The sequence below is a fragment of the Citrobacter sp. MGH105 genome, from assembly GCF_001037485.2.
GTDB lineage: Bacteria > Pseudomonadota > Gammaproteobacteria > Enterobacterales > Enterobacteriaceae > Citrobacter > Citrobacter portucalensis.
In genome coordinates this window covers 3,461,621-3,479,771 of sequence record NZ_CP073048.1, presented here as the reverse complement: position 1 = coordinate 3,479,771, position 18,151 = coordinate 3,461,621, and the positions used below count along the sequence as shown (strand labels likewise).

Annotated in this window: 17 protein-coding genes; 4 read left to right on the top strand and 13 right to left on the bottom strand. The window is 50.9% G+C overall.

The window, feature by feature from the left end:
- Window positions 1-4: 4 nt before the first annotated feature.
- The 4 genes from SK35_RS16875 to mcbA all read right to left on the bottom strand — a co-directional run bounded on the left by SK35_RS16875 (window position 5) and on the right by mcbA (window position 3,910).
- On the bottom strand, window positions 5-271 hold the full coding sequence (locus SK35_RS16875; RefSeq protein WP_048214624.1) for a DksA/TraR family C4-type zinc finger protein: 267 nt from the start codon (window positions 269-271) through the stop codon (window positions 5-7).
- 75 nt (window positions 272-346) lie between these two features.
- A complete protein-coding gene (ybiX, locus tag SK35_RS16870; protein ID WP_048214623.1) occupies window positions 347-1,024 on the bottom strand; it encodes a PKHD-type hydroxylase YbiX in 678 nt (225 codons plus the stop codon).
- 43 nt (window positions 1,025-1,067) lie between these two features.
- Window positions 1,068-3,353, bottom strand: a complete 2,286-nt coding sequence (locus SK35_RS16865) for a catecholate siderophore receptor Fiu (RefSeq protein ID WP_048216338.1) — start codon at window positions 3,351-3,353, stop codon at window positions 1,068-1,070.
- 296 nt (window positions 3,354-3,649) lie between these two features.
- Window positions 3,650-3,910 carry a DUF1471 family periplasmic protein McbA gene (mcbA, locus tag SK35_RS16860; RefSeq protein ID WP_003035239.1) on the bottom strand — a complete coding sequence of 87 codons (261 nt, stop codon included), beginning with the start codon at window positions 3,908-3,910 and terminating at the stop codon, window positions 3,650-3,652.
- Window positions 3,911-4,119: 209 nt separating this feature from the next.
- On the opposite strand from mcbA, the gene rlmF reads away from it, so the two are divergent.
- Complete coding sequence (gene rlmF / locus SK35_RS16855) at window positions 4,120-5,046, top strand: 23S rRNA (adenine(1618)-N(6))-methyltransferase RlmF (protein ID WP_048214622.1); 927 nt, start codon at window positions 4,120-4,122, stop codon at window positions 5,044-5,046.
- Here rlmF and ybiO read toward each other — a convergent pair.
- The 6 genes from ybiO to rhtA form a co-directional block, all read right to left on the bottom strand.
- On the bottom strand, window positions 5,043-7,280 hold the full coding sequence (gene ybiO, locus SK35_RS16850) for a mechanosensitive channel protein (RefSeq protein ID WP_048214621.1): 2,238 nt from the start codon (window positions 7,278-7,280) through the stop codon (window positions 5,043-5,045). The two genes, rlmF and ybiO, sit on opposite strands and share 4 nt — an antisense overlap.
- A gap of 118 nt (window positions 7,281-7,398) precedes the next feature.
- The gene (glnQ, locus tag SK35_RS16845; protein WP_003035246.1) at window positions 7,399-8,121 is read right to left on the bottom strand and encodes a glutamine ABC transporter ATP-binding protein GlnQ; all 723 of its coding nucleotides are present in this window, start codon (window positions 8,119-8,121) and stop codon (window positions 7,399-7,401) included.
- The gene (glnP, locus tag SK35_RS16840) at window positions 8,118-8,777 is read right to left on the bottom strand and encodes a glutamine ABC transporter permease GlnP (RefSeq protein ID WP_003035248.1); all 660 of its coding nucleotides are present in this window, start codon (window positions 8,775-8,777) and stop codon (window positions 8,118-8,120) included. Before glnP ends, glnQ begins: the two co-directional genes overlap by 4 nt.
- Before the next feature lie 137 nt (window positions 8,778-8,914).
- Window positions 8,915-9,661 (bottom strand): glutamine ABC transporter substrate-binding protein GlnH, encoded by a 747-nt coding sequence (gene glnH / locus SK35_RS16835; protein WP_003035251.1) that lies wholly within the window; start codon window positions 9,659-9,661, stop codon window positions 8,915-8,917.
- Window positions 9,662-10,026: 365 nt separating this feature from the next.
- Window positions 10,027-10,530: a DNA starvation/stationary phase protection protein Dps gene (gene dps, locus SK35_RS16830; RefSeq protein WP_003035253.1), complete on the bottom strand. Its 504-nt coding sequence runs from the start codon at window positions 10,528-10,530 to the stop codon at window positions 10,027-10,029.
- A 303-nt stretch (window positions 10,531-10,833) separates the two neighbouring features.
- Entirely contained in the window at window positions 10,834-11,721 is an 888-nt protein-coding gene (rhtA, locus tag SK35_RS16825; protein ID WP_048214620.1) for a threonine/homoserine exporter RhtA, read from the bottom strand.
- A 411-nt stretch (window positions 11,722-12,132) separates the two neighbouring features.
- Here rhtA and ompX point away from each other — a divergent pair, with 411 nt between their 5' ends.
- Complete coding sequence (gene ompX, locus SK35_RS16820) at window positions 12,133-12,648, top strand: outer membrane protein OmpX (RefSeq protein WP_048214619.1); 516 nt, start codon at window positions 12,133-12,135, stop codon at window positions 12,646-12,648.
- Between the two features lie 139 nt (window positions 12,649-12,787).
- Here ompX and SK35_RS16815 read toward each other — a convergent pair whose 3' ends face one another.
- Entirely contained in the window at window positions 12,788-14,368 is a 1,581-nt protein-coding gene (locus SK35_RS16815) for a phosphoethanolamine transferase (protein ID WP_048214618.1), read from the bottom strand.
- Between the two features lie 276 nt (window positions 14,369-14,644).
- Window positions 14,645-14,773 carry a manganase accumulation protein MntS gene (gene mntS / locus SK35_RS16810; RefSeq protein WP_003831584.1) on the bottom strand — a complete coding sequence of 43 codons (129 nt, stop codon included), beginning with the start codon at window positions 14,771-14,773 and terminating at the stop codon, window positions 14,645-14,647.
- Window positions 14,774-14,959: 186 nt separating this feature from the next.
- Here mntS and mntR point away from each other — a divergent pair, with 186 nt between their 5' ends.
- Both mntR and SK35_RS16800 read left to right on the top strand, forming a co-directional pair.
- On the top strand, window positions 14,960-15,433 hold the full coding sequence (mntR, locus tag SK35_RS16805) for a manganese-binding transcriptional regulator MntR (protein WP_003831586.1): 474 nt from the start codon (window positions 14,960-14,962) through the stop codon (window positions 15,431-15,433).
- The gene (locus SK35_RS16800) at window positions 15,430-16,539 is read left to right on the top strand and encodes an anion transporter (RefSeq protein ID WP_048214617.1); all 1,110 of its coding nucleotides are present in this window, start codon (window positions 15,430-15,432) and stop codon (window positions 16,537-16,539) included. Before mntR ends, SK35_RS16800 begins: the two co-directional genes overlap by 4 nt.
- A gap of 94 nt (window positions 16,540-16,633) precedes the next feature.
- Here SK35_RS16800 and ldtB read toward each other — a convergent pair whose 3' ends face one another.
- Window positions 16,634-17,554: a L,D-transpeptidase gene (ldtB, locus tag SK35_RS16795; protein ID WP_008784213.1), complete on the bottom strand. Its 921-nt coding sequence runs from the start codon at window positions 17,552-17,554 to the stop codon at window positions 16,634-16,636.
- Window positions 17,555-18,151 lie beyond the last annotated feature (597 nt).

The window sequence follows — 18,151 nt, the reverse complement described above, 5'->3', positions numbered from 1 at the left end:
TAAGTCAACGTAGCTGGCTGTCTTTCGAATCTCTGCGATTATATCCTGAAAATGATGCGCTATGTGAATCTTTATCCTGTTGGCAGGTGATGCACAAGCGTACCCCTGGCACGGCCTCACGTCTGGCCTGAGGGATAGGATTGCCGCATTCTTCGCATTCATACAGACTTTCCCCCGTCGGTAACTCACCGCGAGCGCGGGCAACAGCATCTTCAATAGTATTGTTGATCTGTTCGTTAACCGCGTCGTCATTTGCCCATCCGGATGCCATGTGTATCTCCTGCTGATGTCTACAGACTAAGTATAGCGAAGGTGATGGCTGAAAAACGACCACGCGCCAGCAGTATCAGATTTCAGACCATTCGCGCAGCAGGTTATGGTAGAGATTGAGTAATGACAGGATCTCGCTGCTCTCCCCATGGCGAGCCTTCAGGGATTGAATGTTTTTATCCAGTTCAAAAAGCATGGCGCGATTTTTGTCGTCACGGACCATCGACTGTATCCACATAAAAGACGCTACACGAACGCCATGGGTCACTGGCGTGACGCAATGTAGGCTGCTGGAAGGGTAAAGCACCAGATCGCCTGCCGGAAGCTTCACCGCATGCTGGCCGTAAGTATCATTGACCAGCAGTTCTCCCCCTTCATAATCATTCGGGTTACTCAGGAATAAAGTTGCGGAAAGGTCCGTGCGCATCCAGCCGTTTTGCGGATGGCTACGCACCGCACCGTCAACGTGAAAACCGTAGGTCTCGTTGTCCTGGTAGCGATTAAACAGCGGTGTGGAGAGCGTTTTCGGTAGTGCTGCGGCGAAGAAAAGCGCGCTGTTATTTACCGCAGTCTGTACCGCCTGTTGTAAAACGCCGTAGCGTTCACTTTGCGTATTCACCTGCTGGTTGTTTTTAACCTGCGCCCCCTGAGCGCCGGTGGTTGCGCGGCCATCAACCCAGTCGGCAGCGTCCAGTTGTTCGCGAAACCAGGCTACATCCTGCGCCGACAGAACGCCGGGAATGTGGTACATCATCAGTGTTTCTCCTGAAAGTGGGGCTTACGCCCCACGCGATGGATTAGAAATGCATATTGGCGGTGAGCAGGAAAGTTCTTGGCTCGCCCGGATGATAGCGGTATCCACTCTTGTTTATGGAAGATACATAATCGGTGTCGAACAGGTTATAGACGTTTAGCTGGAAATCGAGATTGCGATTCACGCGATAGCCCAGTTTGGCGTCAGCGACCCAGTAACCTTCAGTGTAGGATGGCGTACCCACCGCACCGTCGGAACCGCGATGCATACTGCCCACGTAGCGAGCGCCTGCGCCAACGGAGATATCATCGGTAGCCTGATACTGGTTCCACAGCGTGAATGCATGTTCCGGTGTATATGGCAGGGAAGAGGATCCATCTTGAGCAACGTTTTTACCGCTGTGGATGGTCGCGCGTTGCTGGGTGTAACCCCCAATAATCTGCCATGCGGGAGTGATGTTACCTGCTACCGAGAGCTCGTAGCCTTCAACGCGTTTCTCTCCGTACTGGGAATAGGTACCGTCGTCGTTCTGCTCAACTTCATTCTCAATATCTGTGCGGAAAATCGCGGCGGTTAACAGCAGGCGCTTATCCAGCACCTCCCATTTGGTGCCGATCTCGCTGGTTTTCGCTTTCTGCGGTTTGAAATCGGTACGGTTAGCACTGTTACCGCTGCCGCCCTGAGCAAGAGCAAAGTTGCTGCCGCCCGGCGGTTGCTGAGAAACGGCATAGTTGATGTACACGTTACCGTTATCGGTCAGGTGATACAGCGCGCCAGCTTTCCAGTTCACCAGATTGCCTGATTTGGCTGTATCCACAGTGGTGACCGGGGAACCTTTGGCCACGCCTGTCGGGCACGCGACTGCGCCGCGACCGGAAGCGCCACAAGCGGTGGCGCTGTCATATTCCGTGCGGTAATTGTCGAGGCGAATACCACCGTTCAGCTCGAATTCACGGGTAATTTGTAGCGTATCAAAAGCGTATACACCGAAGGTGTCTGTTTGCCCGTTAGCGTTGGCGCCGTTACGAGACAATCCGCCGATATTCACGTTGCTGTCGGGGTGATAGATATTAACCTGTGGTGGGGTGATCGGGGCTACACCGTAGTTGGTTTGTGTTTCGCGCGTCAGCTCCACGCCGGTGCTGATGTCGTGACCGATGGATCCCGTGTAAAACTTTGAGGTCAGGTTGGTCTGGTTGGTCAGGATTTTATTGCTGACATCTTTGGTATTTGCCAGGCGTGACCAGGTCCAGGTGTCGACGCTGCTGGTGGGTTGGGTGATGTTAGACGCGCCGCCCATCACCGCCGTCATCAGATAATCCTGTTTAATGCGCGACCAGCGGGTGGTGTTGCGAATAGTAGTGCTGTCGTTCAGGTCATGTTCAAAACGCATCGTCGCGGTATCGGTCGTCGAATCGTCGTAATCCGAGTTGGTACCGTAGAAATTATGCGTATCCACTTTTCCTGAATGATTTAGCGCAGAAGTCCCCGCAGAAGGCGCGGAATATCCCGGCAGACCGATGGTGGGGATACCGCCATCCGGCGTGTTATGCTGGGTAACGTGCAGATAGTTCAGGTACAGTCGGTTCTCTGTCCCTAAGCCAAAAGCGAGAGAGGGGGCCACACCGTAACGTTCATTCTTAACATTATCGCGACCAGCATCATGCGTTTTTTCACCCATCAGGTTTAAACGTGCGGCGGTGGTCTCGCCGATGACCTGGTTAATGTCCAGCGTACCCCGGCGGAACCAGGCGCTACCGACGCTGGCCGAAGCATCGATTCCTGAGTCGGTGCGCGGCTGTTTGCTGATCATATTGATAGAGCCAGTCGGTGCGCTACGTCCATAGTCAGTGCCGGAAGGACCTTTGATCACTTCCACCTGTTCGGTATTGAAGGTGTCGCGCGTGACGCTGCCAATATCACGTACACCGTCGATATAAATACTGTTCGAGGTATCCGCACCACGCATATAAACCGCGTCACCGGTGGTGGAGTTACCGTTCTCACCGGCGAAAAATGCGCCAACGCCCGGGACGTTTTTCAGCGCATCGGTCAGATTTGTTGCGCCTTGATCCTTAATCACCTGCTCAGAAATCACCGTCATGGTGCGGGTTGTATCCGCCACCGGGCGGGAGAATTTAGGGTCGGCAGACTGTGTTGGGGCGTACAGCGAAGGTTTGGCCGCTTCAACGACCAGAGTGTCTTCTTGTTTTTTATCCTGGTCGCCCGCAGCGACAGCCTGAGCTATCGGGGACAGACTAATGCACAGACCCGCAAAAAAAGTCAGTGAGTGGAAGCTACTGGACGGCAAGTTGCGATTTTTATCCATATTAATGAGTGACTTATTATTTTTTGAGTGGACGGTTTCACTCGCGCGAAGGGACATCTCTATGGATGTTATACCCTGCAGGCCTCGCGAAAATGAATGTGTAATTGATAATGATTTTGATAAGCATTACTAATCAGTGCGACGTTTTAGCATTCATTAATTCAAAAATAAATACATTTATTTACATTGGATTCAAAATACCAACACATTGATTACAACTTGAGCGGCAAATGAAGTGAACAGCGCACAGAAAACTGCATTCGGGATGAATGCAGTTGGGCTAGGGAAGGGGGGGGTTATTTATAGATGGTTGCGGTGCCGTACATCTGATTTTTACCGCCCGCAGAATTAACGACAAAGCCTTTTGCCCCTTGCTCTTTCGCTTTCTCTGCCAGCTTGTCTTCCAAGTCACTCAGGTTAGAGGCGCCGGTAGCGGATACTGTTCCGGAAGCTTGTAACTGACCGGTAGCTGGGCTGGTGTATGGCTGTGCTGCAAAGGAGGCAAATGTCATGCCGGTAAGTACGGTAGCGGCAAGTAATGTGAGGCATTTCTTCATGGTGATATCCTCTGAAAAACAACAGGTGTGCCTGATAAGTTTAGTCGTCAGCGGATGACATTTACCGCAAAAAACTGGTGATGAACTGTCTGTTTTTTGAACAATCCGCAAAGCATCAAACAGGCGTAAAAAATCAAATTTCCTTGTTGTGTGTGTTTACCGCGTGGCGTTATGCGGGTATCTTACGCCGCTGTTAAAAGGAGAATGCTATGTCCGCCCAGAAACCGGGATTACACCCACGCAACCGCCACAATGGCCGTTATGATCTTGCGACTTTATGCCAGGTTACACCCGAGCTGACGCAATTTCTCACCCTCACGCCCGGCGGCGAGCAGAGTGTTGATTTCGCGAATCCGCAGGCAGTAAAGGCGCTCAATAAAGCACTGCTGGCGCATTTTTATGCGGTGAAAAACTGGGATATTCCAGATGGTTTTTTGTGTCCGCCGGTGCCTGGTCGTGCTGACTACATACACCATTTGGCCGATCTGTTGGGTGAAACAAGCGGAACCATTCCGGCAAATGCGAACGTGCTGGACGTGGGAGTGGGGGCAAACTGTATTTATCCACTGATCGGCGTGCATGAATATGGCTGGCGATTCACGGGTAGTGAAACCAGTAGCGAAGCGTTTAACAGCGCTCAGGCGATCGTCAACGCCAATCCGGGATTAACCCGTGCTATTCGTCTGCGTCGCCAGAAAGATGCAACGGCAATCTTCAACGGCATCATTCACAAAAATGAGCAGTATGAAGCCACATTGTGTAACCCGCCATTCCATGATTCTGCGGCCTCAGCCCGTGCCGGAAGCGAGCGCAAACGCCGTAATCTGGGACAGGACAAAGACGATGCGCTGAACTTTGGCGGACAGCAGCAGGAGCTGTGGTGTGAAGGCGGTGAAGTGGCGTTCATCAAGAAAATGATTGCTGAAAGCCAGGCCTTTGGTCGCCAGGTGATGTGGTTCACCACGCTGGTGTCGCGCGGTGAGAACTTGCCTCCGCTGTACCACGCATTAACGGATGCGGGTGCGGTGAAAGTGGTCAAGAAAGAGATGGCCCAGGGACAAAAGCAAAGTCGCTTTATTGCCTGGACCTTTATGGATAACGATCAGCGTCGTCGTTTTATGGCGCGTAAACGCTAAAGCGTTGGCTCGGTTGGCGGTAGTGGTTCGCTTGCCGCCGACGCAGGACCATTCCCTGGTGCAGGTAACACTTGATACGTCTGTACCGGGGCGCGTATGTTGGCTAGATCGAAGTATTTCTTCACCTGGCTGTCGAGCGCAAAACGTACCGTCCACTGCTTCAGCGGCAAGGTGGTAAACGAGACCCGTAGCGTGAATGCCGTATTGGTTAATCCTACAATCCCGGCAAACGACGGCTCGCCGATGATCAGCCCGCGAATATCATCTTTTTCCATCACCGCAGCAACCGCGTCTTTCAACGCCTGATTCGCTTTATCCGCATCCTCATGGCGGTCTACGTCGTAATTGGCGACGACCGATCCAATTCCACGCACAAAGTTGGCGAAGGTCGTTATCGATGACCAGGGAATAATATGGTACGCCCCGGTGTCCTGACGCACGCCCACAGAACGAATGGACATTCGTTCAACCGTACCGGTGAGTGGACCGATGGTCACCAGGTCGCCGGTGTTCATGCCATTTTCAAACTGAATAAAAATCCCGGTAATAATATCTTTTACCAGCGTTTGCGAGCCGAAAGAGATTGCCAGCCCCAGCGCCCCGGCCCCGGCCAGCAATGGGGCGATATTAACGCCAATTTCCGACAGCACAATCATGATGGTGATCGTGCTGATGATCACCGCCAGCGCGTTGCGAAACAGCGTCAACAGGGTTCGGGTACGAGCGCTGGGTAGCGGGCGGCCATGAATATCGGAAGCCAGGCGATTTTCAATCAGGCTGGCGAGGATCGTCCAGCCGATGGCGGAGAAGAATAAAATCAGCGCGATACGGATCAGAATATCCACCGTTTTTTCTCCTGCGCCGTAATGCAGCCAGTTCCAGAAGTCGAACAGTCCCCAGGCATTCAATAGCAGCATCACCGCAACGCACACTGTCAGGATCCTGGCCACGCTTAACGCCGTCGACAGCCAGCCATTCAGCCGCTTTTGGAGTTCCGGATAGCTGCGCTGGGTGTGTGGCGAAAGGGTAATAGTTTTGGCTATCCAGCGGGAAAACATGCCGGAAACAAAGGCGGCAATTCCAATGATTACCAGGCTGCGCAGCGTAGCGCCCATCATGAATTTCAGGCTGTTGCCCGGATCAAACAGCGAAAAGAAAAACAGCACAATGAAGTAGGCGCTGGCCAGCCAGTGCCATACCAACGCAAAGGCGCGGATAAACAGGCTGAAAAAAGCTAACGATCTTTCTGCCAGATTCTGTAAATGCAGCGTTATCTCTTTTTTGTTTCTGAAAATCAGGTACAGCGCCCATAGCGTGATACACAGCATGATGATGACGTTGGCCATCGCGCCGACCTGCACATTGACCTGATTGGAGATAATGGGAACGGCAACTATAAGCCCGTAACCAATCAAACTGCTTAATGAACTCAAACGCCGATTCCAGTAGCGCGCACCGGTATCCTGAATGTTAAACGGACGCAGTTCGGCCACTGTTGGGCAAAATATCAGACGCAGAATGGCTTTGAAGAACTCAATCAGGGCAAAGGCATTGAGAAACAGGCTTTGCTGAAAGGCGATGGTGCGACTGCCGGCGTTCATTCTGTCGCTCAGTATCTGCCCGACAAACAATGTCAGCGCCAGCAGAAGCAAATCAATAATGAATGCGCCAACGATCATTGCTGGAAGCTGCAGCCAGTTGCTGCGTTCGCGGTTTTTCCGCCGCGCCCATTGCCCCATTTTGCGATACAGCGGCAGCGCGCACAGGCGGATCAGCCAGTAAAACCCGAACACTGACGCCGCCAGCATTAAAAAATGAGTCAGGGCATTGGTGAACGTTTGCGGGTTAAAGGTCTTGTGCGGTGCATCGGTAATATTGCGATAAAGTTGGGCAAAGCGGCTGGAGAGCGCCTCACCGTAGTGCCGTGTGACATCCGTGACGTTTTCCAGCACCGTTTTTTCTTCTGTTAATGTGGGTGGAACAATGGTTGGCACCGGCTCGGCAGGTGGGGCAGTTGCCACTTTGCGTAACTGATCGATCAGTTCCTGACGTGAGGCGTCATTTTCCAGCACATCCGCCAGTGCGCCGTAGGCCGCTTTCTTCTGTTCAACATCCGGCTCTTTCGTTGGCGCGGCTTGTGCGTTGGTTGACGTTGGCGTGGTGACGCCTGGTATCGTCACTGCCTGAGTCGGAAGACTCAACAGACAAACAAAGATGAACAGGATCCAGCGCATGACTCCTCCCATGAGAAAATAAATTCAAAAGGATAAGTATAGATGTCAGAGCGGGAGGGAATTGAAATGAGAGGATTCTGGTGAAAAACCTCCCTTCGGGCGAAGGGAGGTTGAGCTATCAGGAAACGTGCTGCAAGAATTCCTGTAAGCGTTGGCTGGGGGGATTTTCAATCAGGGCCTGCGGATTACCGTCTTCGGCAATTCGTCCCTTATCAATGAAAATCAGGCGTGAAGCCACTTTTTCGGCAAAGCCGATTTCGTGGGTTACAATCACCATGGTCATCCCTTCTTCCGCCAGATCCTGCATAACTTTCAGAACTTCATGACGCAGTTCCGGGTCCAGCGCTGAGGTTGGCTCATCAAACAGCATCATTTTCGGCTTCACCGCCAGCGCACGGGCGATAGCCACACGCTGTTGTTGACCACCGGACAGTTCAGAAGGGTAGTGATGCGCACGCTCAGCCAGACCCACTTTTGCCAGCAGCTCTTTAGCCAGTTTCTCAGCCTGCTCTTTATTCGCCCCGCGTACGCGCTGCGGTCCGAACATGACGTTTTCCAGCGCCGTCAGATGCGGGAACAGATAGAACTGCTGAAACACCATCCCGGCTTCCTGGCGGATTAACCGCTCGTCTACCTTCGGATCGTTTACTTTCAGACCATCGACGATCAAATCGCCGGAGGTGATTTCTTCCAGTTTGTTAATACAGCGCAGCAGGGTAGATTTACCGGACCCGGACGGACCGATAATCACCACCACTTCGCCCTGCTGAATGTTCAGGTCAATATTGTGCAGCACCTGGGTTGGACCAAAGTGCTTAGAAACGTTTTTAAATTCAATCACAGGATTTTCATCCTTCTTTCCAGACGACGCAGAATGAAGCTCAGCACCAGCGTAATGATCAGATAGAACACCGCAACGGCGCTCCAGATTTCCAGTGCGCGGAAGTTACCGGCAATGATTTCCTGGCCCTGACGGGTCAGTTCAGCGACGCCAATGACAATAAACAGCGAGGTATCTTTAATGCTGATGATCCACTGGTTGCCCAGCGGTGGCAGCATACGACGCAGTGCGAGGGGTAAAATAACGTGGCGGATAGTCTCTGTGCGTGAAAGTCCAAGCGCCAAACCGGCTTCGCTGAACCCTTTATGGATTGAGAGCACCGCACCGCGGGTGATTTCCGCAATATAGGCCCCGGAGTTGATCATGATGGTGACAACGGCGGCGCTAAAGGGGTCAATGCGTAAATCGTTAAATGCCATTGGCAGAGCGAAGTAAATAAACATTACCTGCACAACGATTGGCGTACCGCGAATGACTTCGATAAACACCAGCGCTACGTGGTTGGCGATCCAACCGCCGAAAGTGCGCGCAAACCCTGCTGCAAGTCCGATTATCAGACCGCCAGCCAGACCGAGGACCGAGATCCACAGGGTCATTTTGGCGCCTTCAATCAAAAGCGGGATGGCGGGCCAGATGGCACTCCAGTCAAACTGCATATGTCGTTCCTGTTACCGTGGTGTAAATATTCAAATGCCCGTTTTGCCGGATGCGCTGTGCTTATCCGGCCTACAGGTCTCAAAAATCCAGGCGTAGGCCCGGTAAGCATCACGCCACCGGGCAACGCTGCCGGTTATTATTTAGGTTCAGTACCGAACCATTTTTTGTAGATTTCGTTGTAAGTACCGTTCTCTTTCAGCGTTTTCAGCGCGCCGTTCACTTTTTCACGCAGGTCATCGCTGCCTTTCGGGAAGGCGATACCGTACTGCTGGGCTTCCAGCGATTCGCCTACAGCTTTGAACTGACCATTGCCAGCTGTTTTGATGAAGTAAAGAATGTTTGGTGTGTCGTGCAGTACAGCGTCTGCGCGGTTGGTGCCCAGTTCCATATATGCGTTATCGATATTCGGGAACTGACGCAGGTCTTTGGTTTTGATATTCGCTTTCGCGTAATCAACGGAACCGGTGCCGCTCTTAACTGCAACGACTTTACCGTCCAGATCTTTTACGCTTTTGACGTCGTTGTTATTCGCTTTGACCATCACTAACAGACCGCTTTTGTAGTAGCCGTCGGAGAAGTCGATCGCTTTTTTACGCTCATCGGTGATGGTGATACCTGCCAGTGCCAGGTCGATATTTTTGGTTTGCAGAGCCGGGATGATGCCGCTGAAATCCATCGGTTTCAGTTCATAATCCAGTTTCAGTTCTTTGGCCACAGCAGCCCACAGATCCACATCAAAACCAACGTATTTGTCACCCTGTTTGAATTCAAACGGTACAAACGCGGTGTCGGTTGCGACAACCAGTTTCTTATCTGCGGCATGGGAGGACACCGCAAAAGCCAGGGTAAGTGCAGCCAGTGAAACTTTTAATACAGACTTCATAGGATTTCCTTTTATATCCACGGGGCGATCCCCTGCGAGAACATATGGCTTAATGAAAAAATCGTGCCAATTTTGCAACTCATTGTTTTAACAAGAGGGTGTCTCGTTTCTCTGCACAATAAGTAGGGCATAGCGAATAATCTGCACTGTTTTGGGGCACTCATTTGGTGCGAACCAGTCACGGTGCAAACGGTATGACTATTTAGCGTAAAAATTGTTGATAAAACAATCTTTCGTTAACGATTGTGTGAGGTGATTATTACAAATAATTTACTTTGGAGTGACGAATGATCAATGTTATGCACCATAGATGTGCAAAACCCCCGCCGAAGCGAGGGTTATATAGGTAATTCTTATGTCTGCTGTTACTCAATGTTGGCTTCGATAAACCACAGGAATTTATCGAGGTCGCGAGAAGCTGCGGTAAAGATATCCGCGGTATCTTCGTCTTTTGCTTCGCTGATAGCTTTACGTACGCTGTTTGCAACTACGGCATAACGTTCGGCCAGCTCTTTTAAGTGGTCCTGTACGCTATGGATATCCAGCGGGTAACTTTTCAGAGGCGTTTTGCTGTTAATAACCTGAGTTGTGCCCAGTGCCACACCGCCCAACTGTACGGCGCGTTCAGCCATGGTGTCGAGGTGATCGGTAAGGGCTGTACGGAAGCCATCCAGCATTTCATGTACTGCAATGAAGTTTGCACCGCGCATGTTCCAGTGAGCCTGTTTAGTGATCAATGACAGGTCAATGAACTGGATTACTTGCTGATTCAGCAGTTCTACGGTCGCTTTCTTTTCGCTATCAGACACATCGTTGCGGGTATAAAGGAGGGCGGATGCTTTTGTTTTTACCAGTTTCGCGGTACTCATATTTTCATATCCTCTTGATATTTATGTCCCAACTCTTCAACGGAATTAAGTATAGCGCTAAATTTGGATTTTTGTTTCCGGTGTTGCCTATCACTTTAATAGCGAAGAAGAGGGTAAATATAAAATATCAAATAAAATCAATGTAATGAGTGTTTTGTTACTTGCGTGGTGTTATTTTTATGTTAATTTTAAGATTAAATGAAATATGCGGATGAGAAAATTATATTTATTAGAATTATTATCACGCAGATTTACAATTGGATATTCTGCATGATTATGCAAACCATGCAGAATAATACGTGGTTAATTCACGTCGACTTGTTTTATTTGTGGCTCTTTACGAATAGTAAGCGTAGAGCCCATTGATGCGACAATAATGGCGCCCAGAGCAAGCGTCTGGATAAGCGTCAGTGTTTCACCGAGGAAGATCATTCCGGAAACCGCTGCCAGCGCGGGTTCCATGCTCATCAATGTACCGAAAGTACGTGTAGGCAGGCGCGTCAAAGCAATCATCTCCAGCGAATAGGGAAGCGCAGTAGAGAGGACTGCAATGGCCAGACCTAACGGCAGAATGGACCAGTGCCACAGGGCATCTCCGGCCTGGAGTGCGCCGATTGGAACAAATACCAGTGCTGCAATGAATGACCCTACCGCGACGGTTGCCGGACCGTGTTCCGCCCCGGCTCGCTGCCCGGTAAGAATATAGATGGCCCAGCAGGCGCCAGCCCCCAGCGCCAGCGCTGCGCCGGTTAAATCTACATGAGAAACGTCCTGACCCAGAGGCAGCAGGAACCAAAGCCCGAGCACTGCCAACGCAACCCAAATGAAATCCACCGGGCGTCGGGATGAAAACAGCGCTACCGCGAGCGGGCCGGTAAATTCCAGCGCCACGGCGATTCCCAGTGGGACGGTTTGGATTGACAGGTAGAAAAGGTAGTTCATCCCGCCCAGAGACAGGCCATAAAACAGTAGCGGCAGGCGTTGTTCTTTGGCGAATCGTAAACGCCAGGGCTTAAAGAAAGCGATAAGGATGATCGTACCCAGCGCAAGGCGCAGCGCGGTAACGCCCGGCGCACCGACGAGTGGGAACAACGATTTTGCCAGTGATGCTCCGCTTTGAATGGAGGACATAGCAATAAGCAAAACCAAAATAGGCAACCAGACTGGCGCTTTACGTGACAACCCCGGCATCCTTTCTCCTGTCAAATGATGATTACACGTCTCCATCTGTGCCACGCTTCAGCATTGTTACGACGCAGATGACTTTATGTATAGAAAAGTAAAACAGCGAGTGTAATGGAATTACGCTCAACTGGTTGAGTATTCGTTGAAAAAAAAATTGCTCAGTTCCGTACAATGGCATGAAAATGATGGATTAATAATCTGTGTGATTAGGAATGTTCTGGATGAATGTGCCATATTGTGCGCGCAATAATGGTATTTTCAGTTGAAAAAGTGATGTTAATTGAAAGAGATAGCGGGTTTTTGAAATGTTCTGTTACATGAAAGACCCCGTTAGACATCGCGAATCGCAAAGAGTTTCCCATCAATTTTTGGTATATTTAAAACTTAAGATTTACTTGAAGCACATTTGAGGTGGTTATGAAAAAAATTGCATGTCTTTCAGCACTGGCCGCTGTTCTGGCTTTCTCCGCAGGTACTGCTGTAGCTGCTACTTCTACCGTTACCGGTGGTTACGCTCAGAGCGATGCTCAGGGCGCAGCGAACAAAATGAACGGTTTCAACCTGAAGTATCGCTACGAGCAGGACAACAACCCGCTGGGTGTTATCGGTTCCTTCACTTACACTGAAAAAGATCGTACCGATGCTTCTGGCGACTACAACAAAACCCAATACTACGGCATCACTGCTGGTCCGGCTTACCGTCTGAACGACTGGGCAAGCATCTACGGTGTAGTGGGTGTTGGTTACGGTAAATTCCAGAACGCAGCATCTCCGGCTGACAACCACAGCACCAGCGACTACGGTTTCTCTTACGGTGCTGGTCTGCAGTTCAACCCGATCGAAAACGTTGCTCTGGACTTCTCCTACGAGCAGAGCCGTATTCGTAGCGTTGACGTTGGCACCTGGATTGCTGGCGTGGGTTACCGCTTCTAATCACTTCGGTGATATGAAAAATCCGCCTCTTGGGGCGGATTTTTTTTGCGTGTAATGCAGGAAGGAATGTCGTTGTAGGCCTGATAAGCGCAGCGCATCAGGCATCGGTAGCAAAATGCCTTATCCGGCCGACAACGTATTATTTGGTTGAGAAAATATCGGTACCCAGATGGTTGTAGTCCACCTTCTGCAGTTTGAAGTTGGTGATGTACACCGGCCCGGCTTTTTTCTCTGAGATAAAGCGGTAGCTGTTGGTGATTTCTTTTGCGCTTATCCCCGTCCACTGCGAGAAAAAGCTGAGGAAATCATTGGCGGAGCGACGGGCTTTAATCACCCGATGCGCTTTATCATCGCTCGACAGCACCATAAAAGGCACCTGGAAATTCTGCTGGAACTGATCGTCATGCGCCAGGTACTGCACCTCTTTTCCCCGCTCTTTAAACGCGAGGCCATGATCGGAGAAATAGACCATCGAGAAGCTATTACCGCTGTTACGTAACTGCTCGTAAAGCTGGCGCAGTAGGTCATCCGTCTGCGTCATGGTGTACAGATAACAAGATGTCTCTTTTGACTGGACGAAAGTCTCGTATTTACCCTGCGTTCGGTCACAGGCCTGCGGATGCGAACCCATTAAATGCAGCACGATGAGCTGTGGCTGGGTGCGCTCGGTTGCCAGCACCTGGGCAGTCATCTTCAACAGCGCTTCGTCACGGGTGTTTTTATCCGCTTCGAAGTCACCGCTTTTGAGGAACTGAACCTCATCTGCGCGCTTCGCAATGCTGGCGATGGCCGTATCGTATTCACCAATCTGTCCCTGATTGGAAAACCACCATGTCTGAAAGCCCGCGCGGTTAGCCAGGGTGACAAAGTTATCCTGGAACTGGGGTTTATTATCCACTACCCGATTAAGCGTTAAGCCGAGCGATTTTTGCGTTGAACCGCTGGCCGCAATGTAATCCGCGAAGATATAGCCGTTAACGGAGCTGGCAAACGGGGTGTTATCCCAGTGGCCGCCAAACGCCCCTAACGCATCGCGGCGGGCGCTTTCGCCGATCACCACGACGTAGGTGTGATACTTCGGTTTAACGGCTGTTACTGTCCAGCTGTCTTTTACGCTCGACAGTTTCGCCATACGCTCTTGTTCGTCGAGCACTTCGTTGTTATTGACGATAACGTCCTTGGCGAAACGGAAAACCGGATAGCCAGTGTCTTTCAGCTTGAACACGCCGCCCCAGGCCAGGTTTTGTACCGGGGTAACAAAGAATGCGACAACGCTAAACAGCAAACAAATGCTGTCGAACTTATTCCAGCTGCGCTGCTGCACATCTTTTTTACGGCGTACGGCGATAACGCCAAGGGCAAAAATAAACACTCCAACCAGATAACTGTACCAGGGGAAGATGGTCAGGATCTCGGTTGACTCTTCCATATTGGTTGAGTGCAGCGCCAGCAAGGTATTGAAGTTCGGTGAACCATAAGCCTGGCCGAACGGAAAGTACATTGCTGCAATGAGTGAGCAAATGCCAATCAGTGCTTTCTGCGCGCGCGGCGCGCTACGCCACAGCAGCATCAATATGCAGGTGAAAGCAACGCTATAGAGCAGGCTAAGCGGATAGCCCAGTGCAAGGTTGATCAGCAAAGACTGTAAGAAATAGAGGCCAGTCCACGGACTAATCGCTCGGCTACGAGCAATGATTGAATCTTTGAGGGTTAAATTCATATGCCACTGTTACAAAAACGCCATGTGCTTACCCTGGCGCTAAGGGTCATTGCCTGCCTGAGAGAGCGAGAAGAGGGATAGGGTCCGCATCCGCGAGCCGCAATATACGCAGGGCTGCGAAAAGATAGAGTGTGCGCAAGAGAAGGTCAACTACTACAAAGAAATTGTTTTGCGAGGGACGTGGCAAAACTGACAAAAAGAAGGGTTATTGAGACGAAAACCACCACCGTACCCGAATGACGGCAGGAAAATGAAGCGGCGTACCGCGACGCCGCATTATTTTTCTGAAGGTTTATCCTGCTCTGGTTTGCTGTTAATCATGTCACACAGCATAGAGATCAGCATCAACCGTACTTTAAAGGGAGAGTGACTAAACACGCGTATACACCTCTTAAATTCATTCATGTAAACCTCCTGACTTCACGATCCCATCAGTCCTTGAGGGATGTCTTTATTATATACAGATATAGCACAGGCTATATTATATAGCTATTGCTAAAACGTTAATTTTTTGTGCCCACGCAACTCTGGTTTACAATGAGCGCTCTCTAATCAGATGCCGTTAACGCGTCACAGTAACGAGGAAGCAGAATGAGTCGTCGCGCAGGTATGCCAACAACAAAAAAAGTGACGCAATTGGTGAATGTCGAAGAACACGTTGAAGGATTTCGTCAGGTCCGGGAGGCGCATCGCCGCGAACTGATTGATGACTACGTAGAGCTGATTTCCGATCTCATTATTGAGGTAGGTGAAGCGCGCCAGGTGGATATGGCAGCGCGACTTGGGGTTTCCCAGCCGACGGTTGCTAAAATGCTTAAGCGCCTAGCTTCAGTCGGATTGATTGAAATGATCCCGTGGCGTGGGGTGTTTTTAACCGCAGAAGGTGAACGACTAGCCCAGGAGAGCCGGGAACGTCATCAGATTGTGGAAAATTTCCTGTTGATGTTAGGCATCAGCCCGGAAATTGCCCGTCGCGACGCGGAGGGGATGGAGCATCACGTCAGTAAGGAAACGCTGGAGGCTTTTAGCCGGTTTACGCAACAGCAAGGAACTGGCTCTGAATGAGTTTTCCTTTATTACGTGCTTTACAGCGCGATCGTTTTTTCCAGCTGTTAATCATCGTTGGGGTTGTACTGAGTCTGTTTACGCCATTTACGCCCCGGTCCTGGCCAGGGGCGATTGACTGGCACACGATAATCACGCTTAGCGGCCTGATGTTACTGACCAAAGGCGTGGAGCTAAGCGGTTATTTCGATGTGTTAGGTCGCAAGATGACCCGCCGCTTCAAAACAGAGCGCCAGCTGGCGATATTTATGGTGCTGGCGGCGGCGTTGTTGTCGACGTTTCTGACCAACGACGTTGCATTGTTTATTGTTGTTCCGCTGACCATCACCCTGAAAAAATTATGTGCCATTCCGGTGAATCGCCTGATTATCTTTGAGGCGCTGGCGGTAAACGCCGGATCGTTGCTCGCGCCAATAGGTAATCCGCAAAACATTCTGATGTGGGGACGCTCAGGCTTATCGTTTACCGCGTTTACCTGGCAAATGGCGCCGCTTGCGGGGGCCATGATGCTGACGCTGGTGGTGCTGTGCTGGTTCAGTTTCCCGCATAAAGCGTTGCACTATCATACCGGTACGCGCGCGCCTGACTGGCAACCACGCCTGGTATGGAGTTGTCTGGCGCTGTATATCATCTTCCTGGCGGCGCTGGAGTTAAAGCAAGAGCTGTGGGGTCTGGCTATTGTGGCGGCAGGGTTCATGGTACTGGCGCGTCGCGTGATCCTCAGCGTGGACTGGACGTTGCTGTTAGTATTTATGGCGATGTTCATTGATGTGCATTTGCTGACGCAGCTCCCGGCCTTGCAGGGGATTTCCCACCAGATTGGCACGCTCTCAGCACCGGGACTTTGGTTAACGGCTATTGGCCTGTCGCAGTTTATCAGTAATGTGCCCAGTACGATTTTGCTGCTGAACTATGTCCCGCCGACGCTGCTGCTGGCCTGGGCGGTTAATGTGGGCGGCTTTGGTCTGTTGCCGGGATCGCTGGCGAATCTCATTGCGTTACGGATGGCAAACGACCGACGGATCTGGTGGCGTTTTCATTGGTATTCGGTACCGATGCTGATATGGGCGGCGCTGGTGGGGTATGGTTTGCTGCTGTTGATGTAATTGATGTGATGTGCCGGATGGCGGCTGGCGCCTAATCCGGCCTACTGCGTTGGTAGGCCCGATAAGCGTAGCGCCATCGGGCATATATAGCAGATTAGTTCAAACGAACCGGCATACCTGAACGGTTCTGTACCGCCTGCTCAACGACGGCTTGATCGACGTCAGACTGGCCGGTGATGCTGGTAATGCTCTTGGTCAGGGTAATCGGTACGATTTCTCCGCCTTCGAACTGTGCTTCAGTCGTAGACAGTGGGTTATGTACTTCGATGTAACGGCTGCCGTCTGGTTCGGTAGTGGCTTTTACCGGCTCATCAATAAACTGTACACGGGTGCCGACTGGCACATTTTCAAACAGGAATTTGATGTCGTCGTTACGCAGACGCACGCAACCGTGGCTGACGCGTAAGCCTACGCCGAAGTTAGCATTGGTGCCGTGGATGGCATACAGGCGACCGATATACAGCGCGTACAGTCCCATCGGGTTATCCGGACCTGCCGGAACAACGGCTGGCAGCGGCTCGCCCGCAGCGCGGTATTCCGCATGCATTTTCGCCGTTGGCGTCCAGGTTGGACCCGCTTTTTTACGTTCTACTTTGGTTGTCCAGTTGATTGGCGTGTCTTTGCCCAGCTGGCCGATACCGATCGGCAGAACAATTACGGTGTTGGTGCCTTTCGGGTAGTAGTACAGACGCATTTCAGCGCTGTTGATAACAATACCTTCATGCACGGTATCCGGCAGGATCAACTGCTGAGGAATGTTCAGCACGGTGCCGCCTTTCGGCAGGAAGGTATCCACGCCCGGGTTGGCTTCCAGCATGTTAGACAGACCCATCTGATACTCTGCCGCAAAATACTCCAGCGGTTGGGTGTTGCCTTCAGGAATAGTAATGACCTGGTTTTGGCCAATCAAACGGCTACCATCAGTCGGCAGCGGGTACGTGACGGCTGAAGCGGTATTACAAAAACCAACTATTGCGAGTGCCGCCGCGAAAAGCGTTGTTAATTTCATATTCATATTCATGTATGCGAGATTCAGTGCCAGGCAGGCTAGTGGGTTGAGATTTATGTAGTGTTGGGCACGCATTATATGTGCAATCTGAGCAACAAGGAATTCGGATGTGTACTAAATCACATTTTTTTCCTTTTGGTTTCACTTTTTCCCTTCCGCATGAAGACGCGATCTTCTTGCAGACTTATGGCATAATAAGCGGTTTGTCACATATTTCTTTCTCTTTCAGGATACGCCAGTGTTAGTTTCCAGCAACGTCACAATATAGTTTCAAAGGGGGAAATTAAGTAATGGAGAGAGGTTTCTGTCTTCCTGAGAGCATTGGTTAGTCTTCGTTGTTCAAACATTCTGGTTTCATTGGGCCAATAACCTCATACTGGTCCGGTGGTTTTAGCCATCCCCACCCCAAGAATTCGGAAGGACAACGAGCAAAGTCTGATACGCTGCCTGGTCCAAATAAAAATTTGTATTGCGCAATTTGTTCTCATTCTGATAAAATTAAAGGTTGGATAAATATTTTTGTAAACTTTGTTCCGTAGTATTTCCCCCCTCGAAAACATCCCCAACGTCAGATACAAGGCGGCTTTGCGGTATCGCAAATGC